The sequence below is a fragment of the Flaviflexus sp. genome, from assembly GCF_052087705.1.
GTDB lineage: Bacteria > Actinomycetota > Actinomycetes > Actinomycetales > Actinomycetaceae > Flaviflexus > Flaviflexus ciconiae.
Genome location: NZ_JBQCYC010000021.1, coordinates 21888 through 46022 on the forward strand (window position 1 = coordinate 21888; position 24135 = coordinate 46022).

The 24135-nt window shown below is 59.3% G+C and carries 22 protein-coding genes and 1 tRNA gene; 5 read left to right on the forward strand and 18 right to left on the reverse strand.

Annotated elements, in window-relative coordinates; genetic code table 11:
- The first annotated feature begins 47 nt into the window (after positions 1-47).
- Positions 48-1664 (forward strand): ABC transporter permease, encoded by a 1617-nt coding sequence (locus ACTHUY_RS09880; protein ID WP_441655151.1) that lies wholly within the window; start codon positions 48-50, stop codon positions 1662-1664.
- Here ACTHUY_RS09880 and ACTHUY_RS09885 read toward each other — a convergent pair.
- The 17 genes from ACTHUY_RS09885 to ACTHUY_RS09965 all read right to left on the reverse strand — a co-directional run bounded on the left by ACTHUY_RS09885 (position 1615) and on the right by ACTHUY_RS09965 (position 16619).
- Positions 1615-2262: a GyrI-like domain-containing protein gene (locus ACTHUY_RS09885; RefSeq protein WP_441655150.1), complete on the reverse strand. Its 648-nt coding sequence runs from the start codon at positions 2260-2262 to the stop codon at positions 1615-1617. The genes ACTHUY_RS09880 and ACTHUY_RS09885 overlap by 50 nt on opposite strands.
- A 163-nt stretch (positions 2263-2425) precedes the next feature.
- The gene (locus ACTHUY_RS09890) at positions 2426-3766 is read right to left on the reverse strand and encodes a hypothetical protein (protein WP_441678641.1); all 1341 of its coding nucleotides are present in this window, start codon (positions 3764-3766) and stop codon (positions 2426-2428) included.
- Between the two features lie 588 nt (positions 3767-4354).
- Entirely contained in the window at positions 4355-4906 is a 552-nt protein-coding gene (locus ACTHUY_RS09895) for a hypothetical protein (protein ID WP_441655148.1), read from the reverse strand.
- Between the two features lie 172 nt (positions 4907-5078).
- Complete coding sequence (locus ACTHUY_RS09900) at positions 5079-5420, reverse strand: TfoX/Sxy family protein (RefSeq protein ID WP_441655147.1); 342 nt, start codon at positions 5418-5420, stop codon at positions 5079-5081.
- 372 nt (positions 5421-5792) lie between these two features.
- Positions 5793-6050 (reverse strand): helix-turn-helix domain-containing protein, encoded by a 258-nt coding sequence (locus tag ACTHUY_RS09905; protein ID WP_441655146.1) that lies wholly within the window; start codon positions 6048-6050, stop codon positions 5793-5795.
- 704 nt (positions 6051-6754) lie between these two features.
- The gene (locus ACTHUY_RS09910; RefSeq protein WP_441655145.1) at positions 6755-7147 is read right to left on the reverse strand and encodes a hypothetical protein; all 393 of its coding nucleotides are present in this window, start codon (positions 7145-7147) and stop codon (positions 6755-6757) included.
- A gap of 160 nt (positions 7148-7307) precedes the next feature.
- A tRNA-Pro gene (locus ACTHUY_RS09915) sits at positions 7308-7384 on the reverse strand.
- A gap of 84 nt (positions 7385-7468) precedes the next feature.
- Entirely contained in the window at positions 7469-8233 is a 765-nt protein-coding gene (locus ACTHUY_RS09920; protein WP_441655144.1) for a dimethylarginine dimethylaminohydrolase family protein, read from the reverse strand.
- A 3-nt stretch (positions 8234-8236) separates the two neighbouring features.
- Positions 8237-9676 carry a ribosome biogenesis GTPase Der gene (gene der / locus ACTHUY_RS09925; protein ID WP_441675181.1) on the reverse strand — a complete coding sequence of 480 codons (1440 nt, stop codon included), beginning with the start codon at positions 9674-9676 and terminating at the stop codon, positions 8237-8239.
- On the reverse strand, positions 9673-10365 hold the full coding sequence (gene cmk / locus ACTHUY_RS09930) for a (d)CMP kinase (protein ID WP_441675182.1): 693 nt from the start codon (positions 10363-10365) through the stop codon (positions 9673-9675). The genes der and cmk overlap by 4 nt, the downstream gene beginning before the upstream one ends.
- On the reverse strand, positions 10365-11447 hold the full coding sequence (locus ACTHUY_RS09935; protein ID WP_441655141.1) for a prephenate dehydrogenase: 1083 nt from the start codon (positions 11445-11447) through the stop codon (positions 10365-10367). Before ACTHUY_RS09935 ends, cmk begins: the two co-directional genes overlap by 1 nt.
- Positions 11444-12172: a pseudouridine synthase gene (locus tag ACTHUY_RS09940; protein WP_441675183.1), complete on the reverse strand. Its 729-nt coding sequence runs from the start codon at positions 12170-12172 to the stop codon at positions 11444-11446. Before ACTHUY_RS09940 ends, ACTHUY_RS09935 begins: the two co-directional genes overlap by 4 nt.
- The gene (gene scpB / locus ACTHUY_RS09945; protein WP_126704925.1) at positions 12169-12729 is read right to left on the reverse strand and encodes an SMC-Scp complex subunit ScpB; all 561 of its coding nucleotides are present in this window, start codon (positions 12727-12729) and stop codon (positions 12169-12171) included. Before scpB ends, ACTHUY_RS09940 begins: the two co-directional genes overlap by 4 nt.
- Before the next feature lie 368 nt (positions 12730-13097).
- Positions 13098-13865, reverse strand: a complete 768-nt coding sequence (locus tag ACTHUY_RS09950) for a segregation and condensation protein A (protein ID WP_441655173.1) — start codon at positions 13863-13865, stop codon at positions 13098-13100.
- Positions 13865-14695 (reverse strand): ParA family protein, encoded by an 831-nt coding sequence (locus ACTHUY_RS09955; RefSeq protein WP_441655172.1) that lies wholly within the window; start codon positions 14693-14695, stop codon positions 13865-13867. The genes ACTHUY_RS09950 and ACTHUY_RS09955 overlap by 1 nt, the downstream gene beginning before the upstream one ends.
- Positions 14696-14742: 47 nt before the next feature.
- Positions 14743-15654 (reverse strand): site-specific tyrosine recombinase XerD, encoded by a 912-nt coding sequence (gene xerD, locus ACTHUY_RS09960; RefSeq protein ID WP_441655139.1) that lies wholly within the window; start codon positions 15652-15654, stop codon positions 14743-14745.
- Complete coding sequence (locus ACTHUY_RS09965; RefSeq protein WP_441655138.1) at positions 15651-16619, reverse strand: heme o synthase; 969 nt, start codon at positions 16617-16619, stop codon at positions 15651-15653. Before ACTHUY_RS09965 ends, xerD begins: the two co-directional genes overlap by 4 nt.
- A 299-nt stretch (positions 16620-16918) precedes the next feature.
- On the opposite strand from ACTHUY_RS09965, the gene tkt reads away from it, so the two are divergent.
- From tkt to ACTHUY_RS09985, 4 genes are read left to right on the forward strand one after another with little or no spacing between them, the layout of a single operon-like run.
- Positions 16919-19006 (forward strand): transketolase, encoded by a 2088-nt coding sequence (gene tkt, locus ACTHUY_RS09970; RefSeq protein ID WP_441655137.1) that lies wholly within the window; start codon positions 16919-16921, stop codon positions 19004-19006.
- A gap of 12 nt (positions 19007-19018) precedes the next feature.
- Positions 19019-20107: a transaldolase gene (tal, locus tag ACTHUY_RS09975; RefSeq protein ID WP_441655136.1), complete on the forward strand. Its 1089-nt coding sequence runs from the start codon at positions 19019-19021 to the stop codon at positions 20105-20107.
- A complete protein-coding gene (gene zwf, locus ACTHUY_RS09980; RefSeq protein WP_441655135.1) occupies positions 20104-21612 on the forward strand; it encodes a glucose-6-phosphate dehydrogenase in 1509 nt (502 codons plus the stop codon). Before tal ends, zwf begins: the two co-directional genes overlap by 4 nt.
- Positions 21612-22544: a glucose-6-phosphate dehydrogenase assembly protein OpcA gene (locus ACTHUY_RS09985; RefSeq protein ID WP_441655134.1), complete on the forward strand. Its 933-nt coding sequence runs from the start codon at positions 21612-21614 to the stop codon at positions 22542-22544. The genes zwf and ACTHUY_RS09985 overlap by 1 nt, the downstream gene beginning before the upstream one ends.
- A gap of 155 nt (positions 22545-22699) precedes the next feature.
- On the opposite strand, the gene ACTHUY_RS09990 is transcribed toward ACTHUY_RS09985, so the two are convergent.
- A complete protein-coding gene (locus ACTHUY_RS09990) occupies positions 22700-23305 on the reverse strand; it encodes a hypothetical protein (RefSeq protein WP_441675184.1) in 606 nt (201 codons plus the stop codon).
- Positions 23306-24135 lie beyond the last annotated feature (830 nt).

A 24135-nucleotide genomic window follows, 5' to 3' on the forward strand; every position in this document is an offset into this window, starting at 1 on the left:
GGAGAGACTCTCAGAACGTCGTGGACGGCCGGTCCCAAGTAGGCTCGGTGACGGCTGAGGCATCCACACAGTCCAACCGGACCGCCGGCATCAAACCCCTCCTCGTGGTGTCCCTCCGGCAGGACCGCCTTCTCATTGCTCCGTGGATTGCCCTGATCACGGTTCTCTCCGCTTCTTCGATCCTCGCCTATCTCTGGGTGTTTCCGGATCAGGCGGACCGCATGGCACTGGCGAATGCCATGGGGTCCAATCCCGCCCTGTCTTTAGTCTTTGGCCCGGCCCACAACATGCTGACCTCCGACGGGTTTAATGCCTGGCGTGCCGGTCAGCTCGGCGCATTCTTCTCAGGTCTCATGACGATCTTTATCGTTGTCCGTAACACGAGGGCCGCAGAGGATTCCGGGCAGGCAGAACTGCTGGCATCGGGAGTTATGGGCAGGGGTGCTCGGCTAGCCGTCGCAGTGTTCATGGCAGCAATCGCCTCCCTGGCACTTGGCGTCGTCTGCTTCGTTGTCACCGTCCTGTGTGGCGGCGGGGTTATCCCAACAGTGTTGCTGAGCGCTAGCTACACGGCCTCTGGCCTGATGTTTGCCGGCGTTGCCGCGCTCGGCTCACAGTTGAGTGGCGATGCTCGAGGAGCGACCAGCCTATCGATAGCAACTCTCGGCATCATCTACGTCCTGCGTGGGTACGCCGACACTGGCGATCTGGGCAACTGGGCATCCTGGGCCACTCCCCTGGGCTGGCTCGGTGAGATCAGGCCGGGTACCGCGAATAATCCTTGGCCACTTCTGTTGGCACTCGGCTTTGCCATCCTTCTTATTTCCGTAGCCTTCCTTCTTCAGTCCAAACGCGACTTTGGTTTCGGCATGCTGCCACAGCGTCCCGGTCGGCCCCGCGCCGGTCTTGCCCGCACTATCTGGGGCCATTCCCTGAAACTCCACCTGCCGAGCATCGTCGGCTGGCTCATCGCATTCGTAGGGCTTGGCGCCCTGTTTGGCACACTGGTAACCACTATCGACAAAATCATGGCGAACAGCCCTGGTATTCCATTCCTCCAGGGAGGGGAAGGCGACCTTGCGGCGACCATGTCCTTCGCTTTCCTCGGCATGATCCTCAAGATCCTCGCAATCATCGCCGCGGTTATGGGTGTGCAGGTGATCATGAAGATTCATTCCGAAGAGGCGAGCAAAAGGGCGGAGCCGCTACTTGCTGGTTCACTGTCTCGACAGAAGTATCTGGCTTCCCACGCCATCATTGCCTTTGCCGGAACCGCTCTTGCACTTCTCGTCGGTGGACTCTTCCTTGGGATCGTCGCCCACGCCAGCGAACCCACTATTAACACCTGGCAGGTGCTTCACCAGGCCCTGGTCACGATCCCCGGAGCCTCGGTGCTGGTCGGGCTCGCTCTCCTTGCGGTAGGCGCAGTGCCATCACGAAGGCTCGTTGGTTGGTTAGGTATTGTTGCGACCTTTGCCCTCACGATCCTTGGCCCGACGTTCAACCTGTGGAACTGGGCGCTAGCGATCTCTCCCCTTTACCACTTGCCCAACGTCGGTGTGGCCGATCCCGACTTCGTCGGGGTGACCGTCCTTTCGCTCATCACCATTGTCTTCACGACAGTGGGCTTCCTAGGCTATCGCCGCAGGGATATGAACATCTGATCGGCTGCCGAAGGATCGTCTCCAGCTTCGCTGGATGTGTCCTGCGTGGATCGCTCAGGTAGATCTCGTGATGTGTTCCCGACAGGGCATGACCATCTCCAGCGATCTTCTCGTGCATTGCTGAAATGACGGGACCTTCCTCAGAATAGGGACCAACATGGAGGGTCTGCAGTGCGTCCCCTTCATCAAATCTCTCAAAGCGAACCTGTTCAATGAGCCGTGGAGCATCCGCTTTCATCACAACATCAACTCGACACCGCTCAACTATGTCTGCCGTGATCCAGTTCGGAACCATGATCATCATCGTCCACCGCCACGATGTCTTGTCGAGCCCTGAGGTGAACGCGTTCATGTCATCTGCCCACCAGAGACCCTCCAATGGCATCACCACGTAGTCGCGACCCAGTTCAATCTTGCTGAAGAACTTTATCCGGTATGCAAGCGGGTACAGAGCCCCGAGAGAATCCCGGTACTCCTCGGAGGTATTCGGGTCGCCCATGCCATCAATCTTCAGAAAGTCCATGGGAGGAACCGTCAGGTAGTCGAGTGAACCCTTTTTCGCCCGGTAGTGCGGTTCCTTCTTATGATCAACCTTCATGACATCCACTGCTCCCGACATCTTGCAATACAAACCGTGACAACCAGACAGACCGCGGCACCGTTGAGTCTCCCATCCAATCAAAATGGAAGGCATTACTCATCGTCCACCGGCGCAGCCGGAAAATCCGACCACACGAAGTAGGCCAACTGGACCCTCGTTATCAGACCCTGGTCTCGGGAACTTCCTTACCTTCACCGGTTCCGTCGTCCTTTCTCCTACGGAACCGGTTCACACCTTTGGGCATGCCTGAACGGAGTCTGCTGGCACTATCTCGAGCCCGGTCACCTGCACCACTTCCAACACTCTTAGCACGTTCCATCGCTCCGGTGCTCACGTCCCTTGCTCGGTCCCGAGCCGCTCCGCTGGCGTTTTTTACTGCGTCGAGGCCGTCACTACCTTTATCGACAATGTCATCCTTGAGGTCACCGATGGCTTCCTTCCAGCCACGTCCTTCGATCTCGGTTGCTGAGGACTCGATCCCAATACTCTGCTCAAAAGCACTGATGTCGTGGAGGGTCTCGTTCCCGGCTTCCACAATCCTTTTTCCGTTCACTGGATTGAACAGGACGCCGGCCTTGCCGATCGCAGCAGCCGCGTTGATCCGCTCGATGAGGTTGGCGGTTGTCTGAGCGATCTCGGTCCTGCGCTTTTCCCGCGCCCTGACCAGCGACCTCCGGTGGGCGTCGAGTTCCTCGGGGGACGCATCAAGCACCCTATCCAACTCGAGCACCCCGAGTACGTCTTGCAGTTGGAAAGACCGGGCGAGGACAGCCAACCATTCCACGACAGACTTCTCGGTGTCGCGTACAAGCTCGGCGAGTTCATCAACCCGGTTTTCTTTCTCAATCTTCTCTGAAAGCCACTGGATCTGGCGGAGTGCATAGGCCTGTGTTTTCGCAATGATCTGATGAGAGCCCTGAATACTCGACCAAGTCACCTCGGAAACGCGTCCGACTTCCTGTCTTGTCACGCATGCGTCGTCGAGCACGAGACCAACGCCGATCATGTCGGCGTAGACAGCATCCTTTTGTGCCCGAAGGACGTCATCCACTTTGGAGTCGATTGTTCTGAGGTAATCGGTAATTTCCTCCATGGCGTGCTCCATGGCTTGCTGCGCCATGAGCCCGGCCACGCCCGACAGTAGAGCCGGATTAGTCAGGGCCGCACCCGGTGTTCTCAGAAACTGAAGGTGTTGAGTAAACTTCCCGTCCTCTATGAGCGTCCCGCGAAATGTTGTCTTCGAGGAACCCTTCAGTGTTGTTCCCTTCTTGAGCGCCTCCGCCGACTCTTCGGTGAGCTTCAGCCACCTGCCGAAATTAGCGGTGACCTCAGCTCCAGCCTGAGTGAGAGCCGCTCCCCGACTCATCCCCGTGCGGAGCATACTGAGGTCAAGCTCTTTTGCTTCCATACCGGCACCCGCCAGAAACTGCTCAACGGCTGTCTTCTCGCCAATAACGGCGACACCATTGCCGTCCGCGATCAGCTCAACTTCGTCCGACACAATAGCTTCCTTTGGCAATCCCACACATCTGGCAACATCCTGCACACACCATTATTGTCCATGAGCCGCACTCAATGGCGTGAAAGGAAGGAAACTTATATCGGTGAAGCCACGCCTGCTCCGGAGCATTTTAGCTCCCATATTCTACTTATCGACGACAGCGGCATTGTTCCATCGGGAACTTCCTTCGCCCGCAGGTGGGGACCAGGCACCACCCGTTAGCCCGTCGACCTTCGGTGCCAGCTCTTACACTCGTTAAAATGCAGCCCACACAGGAGCGCAACCGTGGAATTTCTTCTCCTGCTCTTAGCCGCCTTCGGAGCCTGGTCGCTACTTGCCCCGGCAGCCAGTTCGAGATCATGAATACGCTTCGTTATCGGGACCCCGAGTATCACGAGCCGTCCTCTTTCGCCCTCATAATGACCCGGATCAGCGGACTCTTGATCATCGGCTTGTCGGTCTGGATGAATTTTCATATGCCGGAGCCGCCGCCGTAAGTCTCTCACTCACATCGGTTGTAACAACGACTTCTACCTTCGCTTCCACGGAGCATTCATTGCAAACGGCACACTCCTTCACGAGCGTTGCTCAGTTGTTTGTGGGCGTCGCTATCTCTCGCTGGCGTTCAACGAGGTCAGCAATCTGCTCGGCATAGATCTCCGGAATCGTGGCTTCGAGTTTCTCGACCTCACCTTCGGTGATCAGAACCGAAGTTCCATCAGCATCGACACCCCAGAACCTGGATCCATCCCCAAGAACCATGATGAGAGGGACAACGCTTCCTACGCCCCACTCGGCTACCTTTTCGCTTGCGGTCAGGATACTGGCCCATTCCGGTAAATCTTCAACATCGAAGCCGAGAAGAACAACGCCCCGCCAAAACGTCCACGCGGGAGCCACGGAGAACAGTTCAGGCTCCGGCCATGCTTCAGGCCTGGCAATGATCGAGACACCATTGGTCCGCTTCGTAAGGGCAACAAACTCGGACGGGACTTCAACCGGTAGCAGCGACTCCACTCGACTTATCTGCTTCTTATCAGGAGTACTAGCGCCGACAGCATAGAAGATCTCGTCATCCACTGGACCAAGAGTCTCCCGGATAGCCTCGTGAAACTCCTGATCTCTGTTGCCGCGCGCCATTGCTGTCCTTTCAAAGATTCCCAATAATGCTAACAGTCAGCGATTCTTGAAAGCACAAGACAGATGCAACAGCGGGGACTCGGGCTAGCGCAACGAATCCATTTGCCGCAGGCACCGACCCATGAGCAAGCATCTTCATCCTCTCGAAGCTGCGACCCCGGCATCTCCAAATCTATTTACTCGTCACCTGCCGGTTGTGGACCATGGGAATCTCAACCGAGTCCGATAGCTGCTGGTCATCAGCGATGACATCTGCCGATACCTCAATCCATCCCGGCCCCATGTCACGCCCCTTCCCCATTTCCGCCTGCATGGCCCCAGGACGTTCAAGCAACTTGTCATGTTGCTCAGCGTCAACCCGAACCAGCAGCCCACCGTCCTTCAATGCACTAACAATCATCCTTTCGTTGACCATCATGGACCTACCGCCGAACATCGACACTTCACGCACGTCCGGCTCATCGGCAATCAGATCTCGAATCTTCTCTACCCGTGCGATTTGTTCTGGAGTCATCGCGTACTCCTCAATCTTGAGCAGACACCATCACCTGCTCGTTGAGGTCCACAGTATGCGAGGGGTGCCTGTCATGCTCGGCGAGATCCAGATACATCGATCCGTCCGCCAATCCCACCGGTGATCGCGTAGCCAAAGTCCACATGGTCCGCAACATGGTCGACAGGAAGTGCGATCCCGTCCAAAACCTCCGGGCGCGCTCCAGGCTGGCCGGATCGCGGCCGGACCGGTTCGTTCAAAGGTTACCGGACGCATCATCGAGAATCTGGTCCGTCCTCTTCTCCAATGCTAGCCGCGCCAGCCCAACCCGGATCAGCACATATCAGAACGTAGAGGGGTAGAGCGCGTTCGCGTCACAGACAACCAGCGCTATCAGCTCAGTCCGAGCGTGTGAGCCTCCGCCGCCAACTCGTTCGCTACAGCCGAGCGGCGCGCGTCGTCCTCCTGCAGATAGCGAACCAAGGACGAGGCCGTGATCCGGCAGTGTGTGCCGACCGTACGGTAGGCGATCAGCCCGTTATCGAGCAACCCGATCAGAAACTTGCGAGACACGTTCAGCATGTCCGCTGCCCGCTCCGTGGTTAACTCTGCGTCTGTCGGCTCGGGCACCGGCTTCGCAATGTCACTCATTACCCCACCCCTGCTAGTCGAACTAATCGAAGTATTCACGATAAATGTACCGGGATGGTTCGTCACTGCTAAAGGATCGCAGCACTTTTGTGGCGCACTGGCGGAATGTTGTCAGGCTTGCGCGTCCCACCAGTCGAAGACGCGGATCGCTTTGTGGGTGACCCATTTGGATGGCTCGCCGGTGGGGCGTCCATGTGGAACCAGACTTTTCCTTGTAGCTGGTGGCCTTGGAGCCAATTGCCGTTTGGCTGTCGTTGCGCGCGGATGTGCTCGATCGCCCACTCTCCGAGGATCCGGTGATGTGCCATCGGCGATAGCGGCGGTACGGAAGTCATCCGCGGCAGCGAGAACGCTTAGTAGGCGCGGCGCGGATGTGCGAGGCTCAATGTCCAGTCGTTGAAGGGTTTCCCGGTCGAGAGCTTTTGGAACAAGCCCCCTGGATAAGACGTATTCCTACCCGCAGTGTCGGGCCGCGCGAACACGGTCTGCGTCCCCGGTGGCGAGTTGATGGTCCAGCAACCCGATGAGGGAGTTGAGTGTGGAGTGGAACGAGGAGACGGTCGCTCCTTCGACCCACTCGCGTTCCAGCCACCATCGTCGAGCTGGTGTTCCAAGAACCAGTCGACGATATCATCGACGTCCGCCCCTAGCCAGAGACCGTTAGACAGGGTCCAGGAGTTCATGCAGCAGTCCACCTCACCGTCCTAGTACGGCAGGTCGTCATACTCCCAGCGAGGATTCGCTTTCAGCCACTGTGCGGTGTCCCCTAAGTCGGCGGCGTCAACACCCCACTCGCGAAGGTCTTTCAGCGCCCAGGTGGTACCTGTCCAGGGCTGTGGCTCATCGGTGTCAGACTCCCATCCTGCCGGGAAGATCGCACCGCCCGCCCTCTGCCCACCAGTATCCTGCCGGGCAAGTAGCTCGGCGCCAAACCCCTCGGTCGCTACCCGTGTCCGAGTCACCTGCCATACCTTCTCAGGCACACCCAGGATGTCGCGTTGGATTTGCCAGCGTAGCGCTGGGTCAGAATCGTGCAACCATTCGGCAAGGTCGTCGCGGATCATCACGTGCTCCGTTCGTTTGCGAGCGGTCGCCACACCCTCCTTGGAAGGCCCCTGCTGGTCCGTTCATTTGCAATACCATTCGGAACGAATCCGGAAGCCGTGTTCCCGGGTTCTCCTATAGGTACTTTGTTGGGTTTCTACCGAGAAGAAAACGCTGGCAACCAACTTTACGTTGATATACCAGCGTTTTACGTGGTCGGGCTGGCGGGATTTGAACCCACGACCCCTTGACCCCCAGTCAAGTGCGCTACCAAACTGCGCCACAGCCCGTTCGCGTTTGCGACTTTTCAAGATTAGCCCAACGGAAGGTTAAAACTCCAATTAGACCGGCCGCTAAAAGCGTTATTGATGCCACTATTCCCGGATACGGATAGAGAGTGACGTGACCCCACCCTCGCACTGCTCCAATTCGGTCATGGCAGTGGTGATGACGTTGAAGCCTTCTGCCTTCAGCATCGCTGCGGTTTCGGTAGCGGTCTCCGACATGAGGATCGTTTCACCGTCGAGGATGAGAACACGGGAGCCCTGTGGCTCGAGTGCCCTGCGATATCCCGGGAAGTAGGATTCCGGCGGAGCCGCCTTCGGGTGAGCAATAAACGTGCCGTCCGGAAGTGCAGATACTGCTGACTTCAGGTTCAGAGCATGCTGCATCGGGACTGTGACAACCGTCGGCTCGTATGCGGAGAGTCCACGCTTTAGCCAGTCGAGTCCATCGAGATCCGTGCGGGTCGAGAGGCCGGCCCAGATGGTGCCATCGTACTTGAGGATGTCGCCTCCCTCGAGGTAGCCCCAGTCAGCTAGGTGCTTGATCTTCAGTCCCTGCTCCCGCAGAGTCTGTTCGACCGCTACCGTTTCCGGTTGCCTGGACGGGAATCGTGGCTTCGCAATAACCGCGGTGTCGCCGTAAACAACAGCCGTGTCTTCGATGAAGACGGAGTCAGCCTGGTGCGGTGCTGGTTCGACTTCGATAACCTCTGCCCAGTCGCGGAGGATGTCGCAGTAAGCCTCCCACTCAGCGAGTGCCAGGTCTGCGTCTACCCCCTGGCGGGCCATGTGGGTGAGCAGCCCGTTCTCAAGCTTGGGTGAAGGCTTCCGAACAAGTGCGTTGACGAGCCTCATCGACTACTTCCTCTTTCTGCGTTCACGGACCTTGACGGAGATCTCGATCGGTGTTCCCGAGAAGTCAAACGTTTCGCGAAGCCGGTTCTCAATGAAGCGGCGGTAGCCGTGTTCAATGAATCCGGTCGAGAAGATGACGAACCTGGGCGGGGCCGCACTCGGCTGGGTGGCGAATAGGATCCTCGGCTGCTTGCCACCGCGCACCGGGTGCGGGTGCGCGGCAGAGAGTTCGCCCAGGAAGTTGTTGAGTTTCGCGGTGGTGATCCTGCGGTTCCAGTTCTCGTACGCGTTATTCATCGCGGACGAGAGACGATTCGTATGCCAACCGGTCAGCGCCGAGAGATTCACCCGCTGAGCCCAGGACAGCTGGACAAGCTCGCGTTCAAGTTCGCGGTTGAACTCTTCTTGGCGATCAACATCGACCAGGTCCCACTTGTTCGCGATGATCACGAGAGCCCGACCAGCATCAACCACCTGCTGGATAACCCGCACGTCCTGTTCCGTCAGGGGCTCTGAAGCATCGAGAAGAACAAGACCGAGGTCTGACTTTTCGATGGCGTTCTGGGTGCGGAGCGATGCGTAGAAGTCGGCACCGGAGGTCTGGTGGACGCGGCGTCGGATGCCGGCGGTATCAACAAAGGTCCAGGCTTCGCCATCCAGCTCGATGAATTCATCGACGGGGTCGCGCGTGGTTCCAGCGAGCTCGTTCACAACGACCCGCTCCTCCCCTGCAAGCCTGTTCAGCAGCGACGACTTACCGACATTCGGGCGCCCTACGAGAGCAACCCGGCGGGGACCTTCGGAACGATAGCGCGAGTTCACAAGGGATGTCTGCGGCAGGATCTTCATGATCTGGTCGAGCAGGTCACCGGAGCCGCGGCCGTGCAGCGCCGACACCGGGTAGGGCTCGCCAAGGCCGAGAGACCACAGGTAGGCAGCGTCCGCCTCCTGCATGTCAGAGTCCACCTTGTTGGCCACCAGAACAACGGGCTTGCCGGAACCGCGAAGGAGCTTGACGACTTCCTCATCGGTTGAGGTCGCTCCAACAGTGGCGTCAACAACGAAAGCAACGGCATCGGCTTCGTTGATAGCGATCTCTGCCTGCTGGGCTACCGACAGGTCAAGGCCTTTGACCTTCGATTCCCATCCGCCCGTATCGACGACAATAAAGGGGCGCCCGTTCCAGATTGCGTCGTAGCGGACGCGGTCACGGGTGACTCCGGGAGTATCCTGCACAACCGCTACTCGTTTACCGAGGATGCGGTTGATAAGGGTGGACTTGCCGACATTGGGGCGGCCGACCACCGCGAGGACGGGAGGGACGGGGCGTTCCTTGGCCGCGGGAGCATCGCCCTGCCATTCAAGATCGGCAAGGTCCTCCTCGGTCAGGTCGTACTGGTCGAGTGCGCTACGTAGCGCTTCCGTCGACTGATCGTCGATCATGTCGCCCTCCTCATGAGGTCTTCGACGGCTTCCACAACTTCGTCGATGCTCATCGACGAAGAGTCGATGGTGTGCACACCATCGGAGGCTGTCATGAATTTTGTGACCGCACTATCGACGCGGTCCCTGCGGGACACAATGTCCCTGGTCTTTTCGATGGTTTCCTCATCTGCCTTGCCGGAAATCTCTTTCGCACGGCGTGCGAGACGAGCTTCCTCGGAAGCGATGAGAAGAATACGTACATCGGCATCGGGCTTGACCACCGTTGTGATGTCACGGCCCTCAACAACAATGCCTTTACCACCCGAATACGAGTCGGCTTCCAGTTCAGCGTCGATGATGTCCCGCTGCAGGGAGATGAGAATGTCACGCACGGGGTAGTAGGAGGAAATGGTCGAGACAACCGCCGACAGTTCCGCGGTGCGGATAATTTCGGTGATGTCCTCACCGGCGCAAATCTGGGTCTGATCGTCCGGGTCCACTGGAACGGTAACGGGAAGCTTCTTAACGGATTCGATCACGGCTTCTTCGTCATTCAGGTCAACACCTTCGTGCATAACCCACCAGGTAGCGGCGCGGTACATGGCGCCGGTGTCGAGGTAGGCAAGGCCATTCCTGCGTGCGGTCTCGCGCGACACGGTTGATTTGCCGGAGCCGGACGGCCCGTCAATGGCGATTGTGATGCCCACTAGTTTTCCTCCATCTCCACCGAAGCAACAGTCCATCCCCGCTCTTCCAGCCCGTCAGCAAGCGGACGTGCCTGGGAAGGATTGACGGCAATCGCTGCGCGGCCCACGGGCTGAGCCCTCGAGTGTTCAAGGGTCAGATCCTCGATGTTAGCCCCAATCTCGCCTGTCTCCGTAAAGAGGCGCCCGAGCTCGCCCGGCTTATCGGGAACCAGAACGGTCACGGTTGCGTACCGCATGGGGGCGCCGCCGTGCTTACCCGGGATCCGGGAGACTCCGACATTGCCGTCGGAAACGACCTTGGCGACCTCGGAAACACCCGCATACGAGTCCTCGGTGACCATCCGGTCAACACCGTCGATAAGGCCGTCGAGACGGGTGCGAATGTCTTTAAGGATGGTGGAAACCGGGCCGGGGTTGCCGGCAATGATCGTTGACCAGAGCTTCGCATCGGAACTCGCGATACGCGTCACATCCCGTAGTCCCTGACCTGCCAGGTCCAGGCTCGTCGGAGTGGCTTCAGTCAGCGTTGCGGCGAGCAGGGACGACATGAGCTGCGGAACGTGGGAGACACGGGCAACGGCAGCATCATGAGCTTCCGCAGTCATCTCCACCGGGAATGCCCCAACCTCCATGGCAATCTGCTTGATCAGAGCAACGGCCGAAGGAATCGTCGTCTCGTGCGGGACAACCACCCAGGGCCTACCAATAAACAGGTCACCGTCGGCGGCAATGGCACCGGAGCGCTCCCTGCCTGCCATGGGGTGGGAGCCGACGTAGCGTTCCTTACCGCCTTCCACTTCGGCAACGACAATGTTCTTGACCGAGGCAACGTCGGTAACGATTGCCTGCGGGAATGACGACAGAGCATCGTTAACCATGTCAGCCGCAACGTCGGGCGGTGTCGCAACGATAACGAGATCCGGTGCAGTGGATTCTTCGGATGCTTGTTTACCTGCACCGAGGTCTTCGGCGAGTGCCGCCATGATCGGGCTCGCGTCAACGAGCTGGATTTCATGGTCCTTGGAAAGGGCCAGCCCGATCGATGTGCCGAGCAGGCCCGATCCAACAATCCGAATGATCACAGGTCGACCGACTTCATAAGGACCGCGAGTTCAGAACCACCGACGATACGGGATTTGCCGGGCTTGAGCCGGCCGAGACCGATCGTTCCAAACTGGGTGCGAACAAGGCGTACAACGGGGAAACCGACGGCGTCGAGCATGCGGCGCACAACGTGGTTGGCTCCGGAGTGGAGGGTGATCTCGACGATCGAGTTGGGCAGACCCATTTCGATGATCTTAACCTTGTCGGCCTTGACCACACCATCTTCGAGGGTGACGCCCTTCTCTAGGCGGTTTGTTGCACCCTTGTTGATCTGTCCCTCAACGGTAGCCACGTACGTCTTCGGCACCTCGTAGGAGGGATGGGTAAGGCGGTGCGTCAGGTCGCCATCATTCGACAACAGGATAAGGCCCTCTGTTTCCTGGTCGAGGCGGCCCACGTGGTAGAGCCTCTCATCGCGATCCCCCACGAACTGGTCGAGCGAGGGCCGTCCCATCTCGTCCTCCATGGTCGAGACGATCCCGGCGGGCTTGTGCAGGGCGATCGTTACCTTCGACTCGTCGAACGTGACCCTTTCCCCATCGACCCGGATGATCTGGCCGGGTTGTACGCGGGTGCCGAGACGCGTGACGGTCTTGCCGTCAACCGATACTCGTCCCTGTTCAATAATGTCTTCGCAGGCGCGACGAGATCCCACGCCAGCATGCGCCATGACCTTCTGAAGGCGCTCGCCCTGTTCACTCATTGTCGATCCTTTTCTATGTCGTCGAGCTCATCGAGCTCAGGCAGGTGCGGGGAGGCAGGCGGAAGCTCCGCAAGCGATGTCATCCCCATCTTTTCTAAGAAATATCCAGTTGTACCATACAGAACAGCACCGGTTCCTTCTTGGCCTGTCGCCTCCACAAGGCCGCGAGTCATGAGGGTGCGGACAACGCCGTCGACGTTCACTCCGCGGATCTCGGCAACCTGGGCACGAGTAACTGGCTGCCTGTAGGCAATCACAGCAAGTGTCTCAAGAGCGGGGCCTGAAAGCCTTGCCGTATGGCCAAAGGTGACGAAACTCCCCACGATTTCTGCGTATCGAGGCGAGGAGTACATCCGCCATCCTTCCCCCGCTTCCCGTAGTTCGAAGCCGCGCCGCGGACCCGTCTCACCCCGGTACTCGGCAGCAAGTCCACGAAGAGTTGAATCAATGACTGCCTCAGAGATACCGAGAACCTGAGCAAGGGACCTCGTGGACACGGGCTCTGACACGACCATCAAGATCGCCTCAAGAGCACCGCGTATGTCTTCAGGACTGATGCCATGAGAACCATCCCGGACAGGGCTGTCTGTTTCTAACGACTCCTGACCAACGTTGTTCAAGAAAGACGAGTCCTCTTCTGTATGATCCGATTCTGTTGGATCCGTTTCAGAACCATCCAAGACGGAACTAACCTCCACCGAGTCGGAACTGTCCAACTGGAAGTCGGATCTGTCTGCCTGCAAGTCAAAGCTGTCCGCCTCCCCTAGGCCGGAACCCTCTCCGCCTGCAAACAAGTCTCCATCGATCAGTTCTGTGGGTTCGGGCTCATTCTTTCTAGTCTCGACATCGTTCTGCCGAATCTCGGGCACATTCTGTCCAAGCTCAGAATCATGCTTCCCAGCTTCGACTTCACCGTGCTGAGCGTTTACGCGGTCCATGCCACCTCCAGTTCGGACAGTGCCTGCTCCTGGGAGATAGCGATACGGCCGTTGCGGAGCAGGTCAAGGACAGCAAGGAAACGTGCGACGACAGTTGCTGCGGTGGGTGCGTCGGCGCAGAGTTCACGGAAAGATACTGATCTGCCCCCGGCGAGCTTGACGGCGAGGACATCAATCTGGGATTCAACGGAAACAAGCGGGTCGTGTAGGTGGCTGAGGCCGATGGTCGGTTCTGCCGTGTCGCGCTCAAGCACCTGCCGTGCGAGTTCGGCAAGCCCCTCGGGGCTAACGGTCAGCTGAACCTCGGGCATGAGGTTCGCAAACTCTTGTTCAAGGGGAACGTCGCGTGCGAACGACAGCGAGTTCTCCGCAAGGGTGCGGGCGATAAGTGTGGCGAGATCTTTGTAGGCCTTGTATTGCAGAAGCTTGGCGAACAGGAGATCGCGTGCTTCGAGGAGTTCGAGGTCTTCCTCGTCGTCCTCGGTCGAGGGCAGGAGACGCGCTGCCTTGAGGGCCAGGAGCGTGGAGGCGATGACGAGGAACTCGCTGGCCTGGGACAGGTCCATTTCGGCTCGGGCGCGCGCGTGGGCCAGGAACTCGTCAGTGACTTCGGCTAGAGCGATGTCGGTGACGTCGAGTTGTCGTTTGGCTATGAGGGACAGGAGTACGTCGAAGGGGCCCGAGAAGACATCAAGGGTGACGTCAAACCCGAGCGAGCTCTCCGTGTCGAAGAGCGACTCCTGGTGCCCCTTCATCACGCACTGTGACCGCGTGCGATGACTTCACGTGCTAACCGGCGATATGCGAGGGCACCAGTGTGGCTCGGTGCGTACGTCGTGATCGGCTCGGCCGCAATGGTGGCATCCGGGAACTTCACGGTGCGGGAAATTTTCGTGTCGAACACCTGGTCGCCAAAGCCCTCCTCAACGGAAGCAATGACCTCGCGGGCGTGCAACGTACGGTTGTCGACCATGGTGAGCAGAACGCCGTCGAGACGGAGCTTCGGGTTGAGGCGCTCGGTAACACGCTCGATCTGCTCAACAAGAAGGGCGACGCCTCGCATGGCGAAGAACTCGGCCTCGAGCGGGATGATGACACCGTGAGCGGCCGTCAGGGCATTGACGGTGAGCAGGCCAAGGGAGGGCTGGCAGTCGATGATGATGACGTCGTAGTCGTCCATGACGGGACGCAGGACGCGTGCCAGGGTTTGTTCTCGTCCTACTTCGGAGACGAGCTGGATCTCGGCAGCCGACAGATCGATGTTGGCGGGAACAACGTCGAGGCCTTCGACGGAGGTGTGGTGAATAATCTCTTCGATGTTCGGCTTCGCGGCGAGCAGCTCCGTGTAGATCGTGCGCTCAAGTTCGCGGGCGTTGACTCCCAGGCCGGCGGAGGCGGCTCCCTGGGGATCGAAGTCAACGAGGAGAACCTTGCGCCCATATTCGGCAAGGGCAGCAGCAAGGTTAATGGATGTCGTTGTTTTGCCGACACCGCCCTTCTGGTTGCACATGGCGATGATGCGGGCGGGGCCGTGCCCATCAAGCTCGGGAGGGTACGGGAAGTCGTTTCCTTCCGGGTCGCTCATGAGCGGTGGTTGCTTCGGGTTTTCAGTCACCCCTCAACAATAGCGAATTAGCGGGCCGATCGTGCACGCGGGTGGGATGTGGCAAAGGTTTCCTTCAGAGTCTCAATGCTCACAGCCGTATAGATCTGCGTCGTCGTGACCGATGAATGCCCAAGGAGCTCCTGAACGACCCTGACATCCGCACCACCCGATAAGAGGTGTGTTGCGTACGAGTGACGGAGAGTATGGGGCGAGATATGGGAAGTAATCCCGGCACGATCAGCACAGGCCTGGATAACGGCCCAGGCCGACTGGCGCGACAGCGGCCGACCGAGGGTGTTCAAGAACAGTGCGGGAGTGCCTTTTCCTTTGGAGGCAAGTTCCGGCCGGGCCCGAACCAGGTATGCCTCGATGGCGTCGATTGCGTAGGAGCCGAGTGGAACGATTCGCTCTTTGCGGCCTTTACCGAACAGCCGTACGGCGTGGCCTTCCAGATCAACATCATCAATGGCCAGGCCAACTGCCTCGGAAATACGTGCCCCGGTCCCGTAAAGCACTTCCATAAGTGCCTGGTCGCGGGGACCGATGGGCGGATCGGGAATGCTCGCAGCATCGATCAGGGCCGTGACTTCCTCAATGCTGATGGGCTTGGGGAGCCGCCTCTCCTGCTTCGGTAATTGAAGTTCCTTGGCCGGACTGTCTTCGGTCCAGCCCTCGCCAAGAGCAAACTTGTGGAAAGACCGCACCGCGGTCAGCGTGCGAGCAAGAGATGACGGAGCCAGCCCTTCATCGCTCAAGTACTCGGCAAAGCCCGCGACCTGCTCCCCCGTTAAGTCCGACAGGTTCTCAATGGCGAGGGTCTCGAGGTACGCGAGATAACGGTCGAGGTCTCGCGAATATGCGGAGACGGTGTTGTCGGACAGGGAGCGCTCGACGGCAATAGAGTTCAGATAACCGGCGACAGCGCGCTGTGGTTTCACACGAAGAACGGGTCGACTGCCACTGCGATGAAGACGATCGCGAGGTAGTAGATGGAGCCGTGGAAAACCTTCATGGCCTTCGGCTTACCGAGCTCAGGGTTGCGGGCATGACGGAAGAGGTCAATGCAGGACCACATGAACCAGGTGCCGGACAAGATTGCCGCGACCGAGTAGATCCAGCCCATCGGCGCAACCGGGATCAAAGCAAGGGTTGCGATAATCGTAGCGGCGGCATAAACAAGGACGCGCTTCGCAACGGTCAGATCGTCGGCAACGGCACCAAGCATGGGCACACCGGCGCGCCGGTAGTCCTTCTTGAACTTCATGGATAGCGGCCAGTAGTGCGGCGGGGTCCAGAAGAAGATCACAAGGAAGAGAATGACAGCAGGCCAGTCGAGCGTGCCGGTCTGTGCTGCCCAAGCAATAAGGACAGGCATGCAGCCTGCGGCTCCACCCCAGACAATGTTCTGGTCGGTGCGGCGCTTCAGGATGATCGTGTACAGCACGACATACAGCAGGATCGCCACCGCCGCCAGGGCACCGGCCAGCCAGTTCGTGAAGACACCGAATCCAATAATCGAAATGATGCCGATAACGGTGGCGAAGATCGTGGCGGCACGCGGGCTGATCTCGCCGGTCACGAGGGGACGCTGCTTGGTCCGGTTCATGACGGCATCAATGTCCCGGTCGAGAACCATGTTGTAGGCGTTAGCCGAGCCGGAGGCGAGGTAGCCGAAGACAATGCAGGAAATCATGACCTGCCACGTCGGCCATCCACCCGCGGCAAGAATAACGGTGGGGACCGTCGTGGTCAGCAAGAGCTCAATGATACGGGGCTTCGTGAGAGCAATATATGCTGCGACGATAGACCGTTTCTTTCCCCTCGGGTGGAGGGGTTGCGGGGCCTTCTCGGTAGGAGAATCGACGTTCTCAAATTCGAGATCTGACGTTGACCGCTGACTCACACAAACCACCTTTTCACGACCGTTGGTGCCACAGTCTATCCCACTAGTATGGCCGAAAACCTAGTACCAGAAGGAAAATGTGGTGAACTAGGACTTTCGGTCCGTTATGCCCCGGCTTACGAGCAAAGGTGCTACCCGATGCGTGTCCAACGACACTGCCGCGCGCATTGTCCCTGCACTTTTACCCGCGCTAAATACCCGCTTGGCGAAAATTCTGAGATATCCGTGAAGTCGTGATCATTTGCAGACTAGACTCGGACTCATCCGCCCACATTCACCGCATCTACAAGGAGACACATATGGCTTCCCAATCTTTTACCTGGACCGAACTCGACCAGCGGGCTGTCGACACGACTCGTGCTCTTGCCGCTGATGCGGTTCAAAAGGTTGGTAACGGACACCCCGGCACCGCGATCTCTCTCGCACCTGCCGCCTACGTTCTTTTCAATAAGGTCATGCGTTTTGATCCGGCCGAGCCCCGCTGGGTTGGTCGCGACCGTTTCGTCATGTCCGCCGGTCACTCCTCGCTGACCCACTACAACCAGCTGTTCCTCACGGGCGGCGGCGTTGAGCTTGATGACCTAAAGGCTCTCCGCACCTGGGATTCGATTACCCCCGGCCACCCCGAGTTTGGCCACACCGACGGCATCGAGGTCACGACCGGCCCGCTCGGCCAGGGGCTGGCTTCCGCTGTTGGTATGGCCTACAACGCTCGCCGCGAGCACGGCCTGTTCGATCCGGAGACCCCTCAGGGTGAGTCCCCCTTCGACCACTTCGTTTACGTCATCGCCGGTGATGGTTGCCTCCAGGAGGGCATTACCTCCGAGGCTTCGTCGCTTGCTGGCACCCAGCATCTCGGCAACCTCATCCTTATCTGGGACGATAACCAGATCTCGATTGAGGATGACACCAATATTGCGTTCAACGAGGACGTCCTCAAGCGCTACGAGGCCTACGGCTGGCACACCCAGACGGTGGACTGGACCAACGGTGGTTCGGATTACAAGGAGGACCCCGAGGCCCTCTACAACGCCATCGTCGAGGCACAGAAGGTCACCGACCAGCCGTCGATTATCCGCCTCTCCACGATCATTGCTTGGCCCGCACCGAAGGCCCAGGGCACCGGCGCTGCGCACGGTTCCGCCCTCGGCGCCGACGAGATCAAGGGTCTGAAGGAAAACCTTGGCCTCGACCCGGAGAAGGACTTCCAGGTTGATGACGAGGTCATCGACTACACCCGTGGCAACGCCGCTAAGCGTGCTGCTGAGGCTCGGGAAGCCTGGCAGCCTGCCTTTGACTCATGGCGTGAGAACGCCGGTGAGCGTGCCGACCTATTCGACCGGCTCATTAAGCGTGAGCTTCCTGAAGGCTGGGAGGAAGCACTTCCCGTCTTCGGAACCGAGAAGGGTCTCGCCACTCGCGCCGCCTCCGGCGCTGTCCTGACCGCTCTTGCTCCGGTTCTGCCCGAGCTGTGGGGCGGCTCCGCCGACCTCGCCGGTTCGAACAACACGACAATGAAGGGCGAGCCGTCGTTCCTCCCCGAGGATCGCCAGTCGGAGCTCTTCCAGGGCAACATCTACGGCCGTACCCTGCACTTCGGTATTCGCGAGCATGCCATGGGTGCCATCACCAACGGTATTGCCCTGCAGGGAACCACCCGCCCCTACGCAGGTACCTTCCTCGTGTTCTCGGACTACATGCGCGGCGCTGTTCGCCTCGCCGCTCTCATGGGTGCACCGTCGACCTTCGTGTGGACGCACGACTCCGTCGGTGTGGGCGAGGACGGCCCCACCCACCAGCCGATCGAGCACCTGTGGGCACTCCGTGCAATCCCGGGCCTCGACATTGTCCGCCCGGCAGATGCGAACGAGACCTCGTACGCATGGCGCGGCATTCTCGAGCGCAACGATCGCCCCGCCGGCTTGGTCCTCTCACGCCAGGGCCTCCCGGTCTTTGACCGCGACGAGTTCGCTTCGGCCGAGGGCGTTCTCAAGGGCGGCTACGTCCTTGCTGACTCCCCGACCGGCACGGTTGACGTTGTCCTCATCGGCACCGGCTCCGAGGTCCAGCACGCTGTGAAGGCACGCGAGGAGCTCGCGAAGGAAGGCATCGGCGCCCGCGTCGTTTCCATGCCTTCGCTCGAATGGTTCAATGAGCAGGACGCCGAATACCGCAACTCGGTCATCCCGACCGATGTCAAGGCACGTGTCTCCGTTGAGGCTGGCGCCACCTTCGGCTGGGCCGGCATCGTCGGCGATCGCGGCCGCTCGGTTGGTATCGACCACTACGGTGCATCGGCCGACGGCGCACTGCTCTTCGAGAAGTTCGGTATCAACGCCGAGGCGGTTGTCAATGCAGCCCGCGAGTCCCTTGACTCCCTGAAGTAAGGAACAAGCAAAATGACTAACCTTCAAAAGTTATCTGACGCGGGTGTGTCGATCTGGCTGGACGACCTTTCCCGGTCGCGACTGACCAGCGGTAACCTCGAATCCCTGATCGCCGAGAAGAACGTTGTTGGTGTCACGACGAACCCGTCGATCTTCCAGGCCGCTATCTCGTCCGGCGATGGATACGAGGAGCAGCTTGCCTCGTTCAAGGGCAAGGGCGCCGAGGCCGCAGTTGAGGCCATGACCACGGACGACGTTCGTGAGGCCTGCGACCTGTTCGCTGAGATTTACTCGGCAACGGGCGGCTATGACGGACGCGTGTCCATCGAGGTCGATCCTCGCCTTGCGAAGGAGACCGATGCGACGGTCGCCCAGGCCAAGCAACTCTGGGACACTGTTGACCGCCCGAACGCTCTCATCAAGATCCCGGCAACCGTAGAAGGCTTGCCCGCTATCACCCAGACGATCGCGGCAGGCATTTCCGTCAACGTGACCCTGATCTTCTCGCTCGACCGGTACCGTGCGGTGGCCGAGGCCTACATCGATGGTCTCGAGCAGGCCGCCGAAGCCGGTATTGATCTCGCAACGATCCATTCCGTGGCCTCCGTCTTTATCTCGCGCATCGACGCTGAGGTAGACAAGCGACTCGGCGAGATCGGTGGAGAGGCTCTCGAGCTTCAGGGCAAGGTCGCTCTTGCTAACGCACGCCTCATGTACGAGGCATACGAGGAGCTCTTCTCTTCGCCTCGCTTCGAGGCTCTCAAGGACAAGGGCGCTCACGTGCAGCGTCCCCTGTGGGCGTCGACGGGAACGAAGAACCCCGACTACTCCCCCACCCTTTACGTCGACGAGCTCGTCACCGAAGGCGTCGTAAACACGATGCCGGAGAAGACGCTCGACGCGGCATTCGAGGGCTCAGTTGTTCGTGGTGACACGGTACGCGACCAGTACGACAATGCTCGCTCGGTCCTCGCGGACCTGGCACGCGTTGGCGTGAACCTCGGTGACGTCACCCAGCAGCTCGAGGATGAGGGCGTCGTCAAGTTCGAAGAGTCCTGGAACTCGCTTCTCGACACCGTGAAGGACAAACTGGACTCGTGACGAATCCGTTAAGACATCCGGAGGATCGCCGGTTGCCGAAGATCGCGGGGCCCTGTAGCCTCGTGCTCTTCGGCATTACCGGCGACCTCTCGGACCGCAAGATCCTGCCAGCGCTCTACGACCTTGCCTCCCACGGTCTCCTGCCACCCTCCTTCGCCATTACCGGCGTGGCGCGGCGGCTCAAGGTCCCGTTGGAGGAGATGGTCGAGGAGTCGATCCGTACCTTCGCACAGACAAAGTTCGATCAGCGCGTTTTCGACCAATTCATGGGCTCGCTGTCCGTAGTCATGGGTCAGTACGACGAGGCTAAGACGTTCCAGGATCTTGGCGACAAGCTGGACGAGCTCGATCAGCAGCAGGGAACGGGCGGCAACCACGCGTTCTATCTGGCGGTTCCGCCGGACCTGTTCCCGACGGTGCTGACACAGCTTGGCGAAGCTGGGCTGTCGGAGCATCTGGAGGGATGGCGGAGGGTCGTTATCGAGAAGCCCTTTGGTCACGACCTCGAGTCGTCCCAGGAGCTTAACGATCTGGTGACCGAGGTATTTGCGCCCGAAGATGTCTTCCGCATTGATCATTACCTGGGTAAGGAAACGGTTCAGAACCTTCTGAGCCTCCGGTTCTCCAACGAACTGTACGAGCCGCTGTGGAACTCCGACCACATCGACCACGTGCAGATCACGATGGCGGAGAACATCGGTATTGGTTCCCGCGCCGGCTACTACGACGGCGTCGGTTCGGCCAAGGACGTTATCCAGAACCATCTCCTTCAGCTACTCGCACTGACCGCCATGGAGGAACCCGTTTCCTTCAGCCCGCACGATCTGCGCCAGGAAAAGGAGAAGGTGCTGTCCGCACTCGACTTCTTTGGTCCGGTCGACCAGTCGGCAATCCGCGCCCAGTATTCAGAGGGCTGGCAGGGCGGCAAGTTCGTCAAGGCCTACCTGGATGAAGAGAACATTCCCGCCGATTCGGTGACCGACACGTACGCGGCCCTTCGCCTAGCGGTGCGTACGCGCCGCTGGCAGGGCGTCCCGTTCTATGTTCGTACCGGCAAGCGTCTCGCACGCCGTGTCACCGAGATTACGATCGTGTTCAAGCGTCCCAACTTCCTGCCCTTTGAGCAGCGAGTGACCGCGGGCCAGTCCAACAACACGCTCGTCATCCGGATCCAGCCGGATGAAGGGGTGACCTTCCGTTTCGGTGTCAAGGTTCCCGGTGCGTCGTTCAATGTTCGCGACGTAACGATGGACTTCTCCTACGGTCACGCGTTCACCGAATACACTCCCGAGGCGTACGAGCGACTCATCCTTGACGTGTTGCTGGGCGAGCCACCGCTCTTCCCACAGCAGAAGGAAGTTGAGGAGTCCTGGAAGATCCTGGACAGGGCCTTCGAGTATTGGGACACGCTCGACACGATCGACACCTATCCCCCGGGTTCCTGGGGACCACTGTCATCGGACCACATGCTGGCCCGTGACGGTCGTGCTTGGAGGAGAGCGTAGTGATTCTTCACCTGTCATCGACCACATCCGCCGACGTGGCCGCTGAACTCGACCACCTGCGTGACAAGTTCGGTTCCCTCACTCTCGGCAAGGTCCTTACCCTCATTGTTGTTGCTCGCAAGAACGAGTCGATCGAGGCAGCCCTCGATGCTGCGGACGCAGCATCACTCTCCCACCCGTGTCGCATCATCGCCTACCTGCCGGACACGCAGGCAGACGTCAACGAGGCAAGCCTCGGTGCCGAACTACGCGTCGGTGGAGAGGCCGGAGTCTCGGAGATCATCATCCTGCGTCCCCTCGGTGGCGCAGGAGCGAACCCCACCTCCCTGCTTCTTCCCCTCCTCCTTCCCGAGGCACCGGTCGTCGTCTGGTGGTCCGAGGATGCTCCGGCCAACCCGGCCGAGCATCCCATCGGGCGTCTTGCGAACCGACGGATCACGAACACGATCGCTCACACGAATCCCGTTCCGCTCCTCAAGGATCTCGCAAAGAACTACACCCCTGGCGACACTGACATGAGCTGGGCTGGATGTACGCTGTGGCGCGGCAACCTCGTTGCCATGCTCGACGAGCCACCCTTCGAGGCTGTTGAATCGGCCAAGGTCCAGGGATCTCTTGAGCACGCCTCAACGTACCTGATAGCGTCCTGGTTGGCACTTCGACTCGATGCTCCCGTCACCTTGGAAGATTCGCAGGGTTACGGGCTTGAGAAGATCACGCTGAGCCGAGCATCCGGCGATCTCGTCCTTCACCGCAAGGTGGGTGAGACAACCGCCGAGATGATTCGTCCCGGTCGCAAGACCCAGCGAGTTCGTCTCGAGACCCGTACTCAGGAGAACCGCCTCACGGAGGAACTCCAGCGCATGGTGCCGGACATCTCCTACGGCCATGTCCTCGAGGCGTTTGGGAACGGCATCATTCCCGGTTGCTAACACTTAGCTAAGGACCAGATACCCTAAGAACACGTAGCCTATCGGTAGGGGTGGGGCGGCCACACGGTCGCCCCACCCCGTGCTCGTCCATGACAAAGCACAGTTCACAAAGCGCAATACGATGCTGCGGAATGCACTGATGGTCATAGAGTGGGCTACCAGTCGGGTAGCTGGAACTCACCATTATCTCGGGGCACCACGAGTGGCTCGTCAACATCCCCCTGCATGTCCAAAGGCCACAGCAGTACCTGAGTTCCGTCCTTTTCGAGCAGTTCAAAACCTTCGACAGGCTCCCCAGATCTGGTTGCCACCCGAGTGCCGTCAGCATCCGCCGGAATCAGAACATAGGACAGGCCCCGAACGTTCGGGCCATCGAATGTCCCACCGTCACCCATACTGTGTATCTGTTCCGACGGCGAACATCGCCCGGCAAACTCCTCCAGATCGCCATGCTTATTTGGTAAACCCACAAAAAGACACACGTCACTCGTCCCCGAAAGACCTCGTGCCGGCATGGAACGAGCCACCCACATACTTGCCAGCTCGGTTTCACCAATCAGGCGGGTTGTTCCATCAACCAGGTCAGGCGCATGCATATTGTCCGGTAGTTTTGTCGGTTCACCGGAAGCCAGTGCGGGAACCACAACTTCGGGAGTTAACCGATCTGACTCCCCCTGTGTTGGATCGTCATCGGTTTCCGGCGTACCGGTCTCGTTCTCGGGTAACTCGCTCGCAACCGGATCTGTCGTCAGGGTTTCCACGTTTTCCGGCTACGAAGTATCATCGCTACTTCCGCAAGCGGCAAGCCAGAGCAGCAGGGCAATTCCAAGAGCGACAACCCTGCCCCTAGACCGACGTGCTACCACCTGCCTCAAGCTAGCATTCATGTCTGCCACCCTTCGATTACCTTTCACCTGAGAACAGTCAACACTGACGTAATGGCCTAAAACTCTCCTTTACACCATCGTCGCGCTAACGCAATCAGGATGTGTCACGTACAAACTCTCGTTCTAAACAGCGCTCCAAACATAAATCACACAGAAAACGCCTGACGCTTTCAAGCCCGCGATAGGTGATGGGTGGTCAGGCTGGCTGGCACTCTTTTCTAAGATTTGGTTGTGCCCGAGCGCGTTCGGGTACGTGCTCCGGTAGCCTGGATCGAGTGAGCAGGAGACGCAAGCCATCAAAGAAGATCCGCGCAGGCAACGGTAGGGCACCGAAGCCCTATCGGTGGGTGGGAGTGTGTATGGCGGTCGACGTTCTCGATTGCTCTGAAGGACGGTGACCACGAGGATGATCTGCTTCGCGAGTACACGGTCGACGTTGATTACTTCGATTGGGATATTCGCCTTTACACAGACGGAGTTCAAACCGCCGTCGGGTCTTATCCCGTTCGCTTCCCTGTACCGGACGGGCTGATCCACGCGGATCTCTCCCTCTATGGTGCCCAGCGGATGCACTACGAGCCGGACGTCGGTGAACCTGTTCTACTCAAACCACATAGGCACTCCCTGGAAGGCTTGAGAGCGGCAGTTGATCGCCGACACCCCCTGGCATCCCGCATCATCTCCTGGACCGCCATAGCAACCCT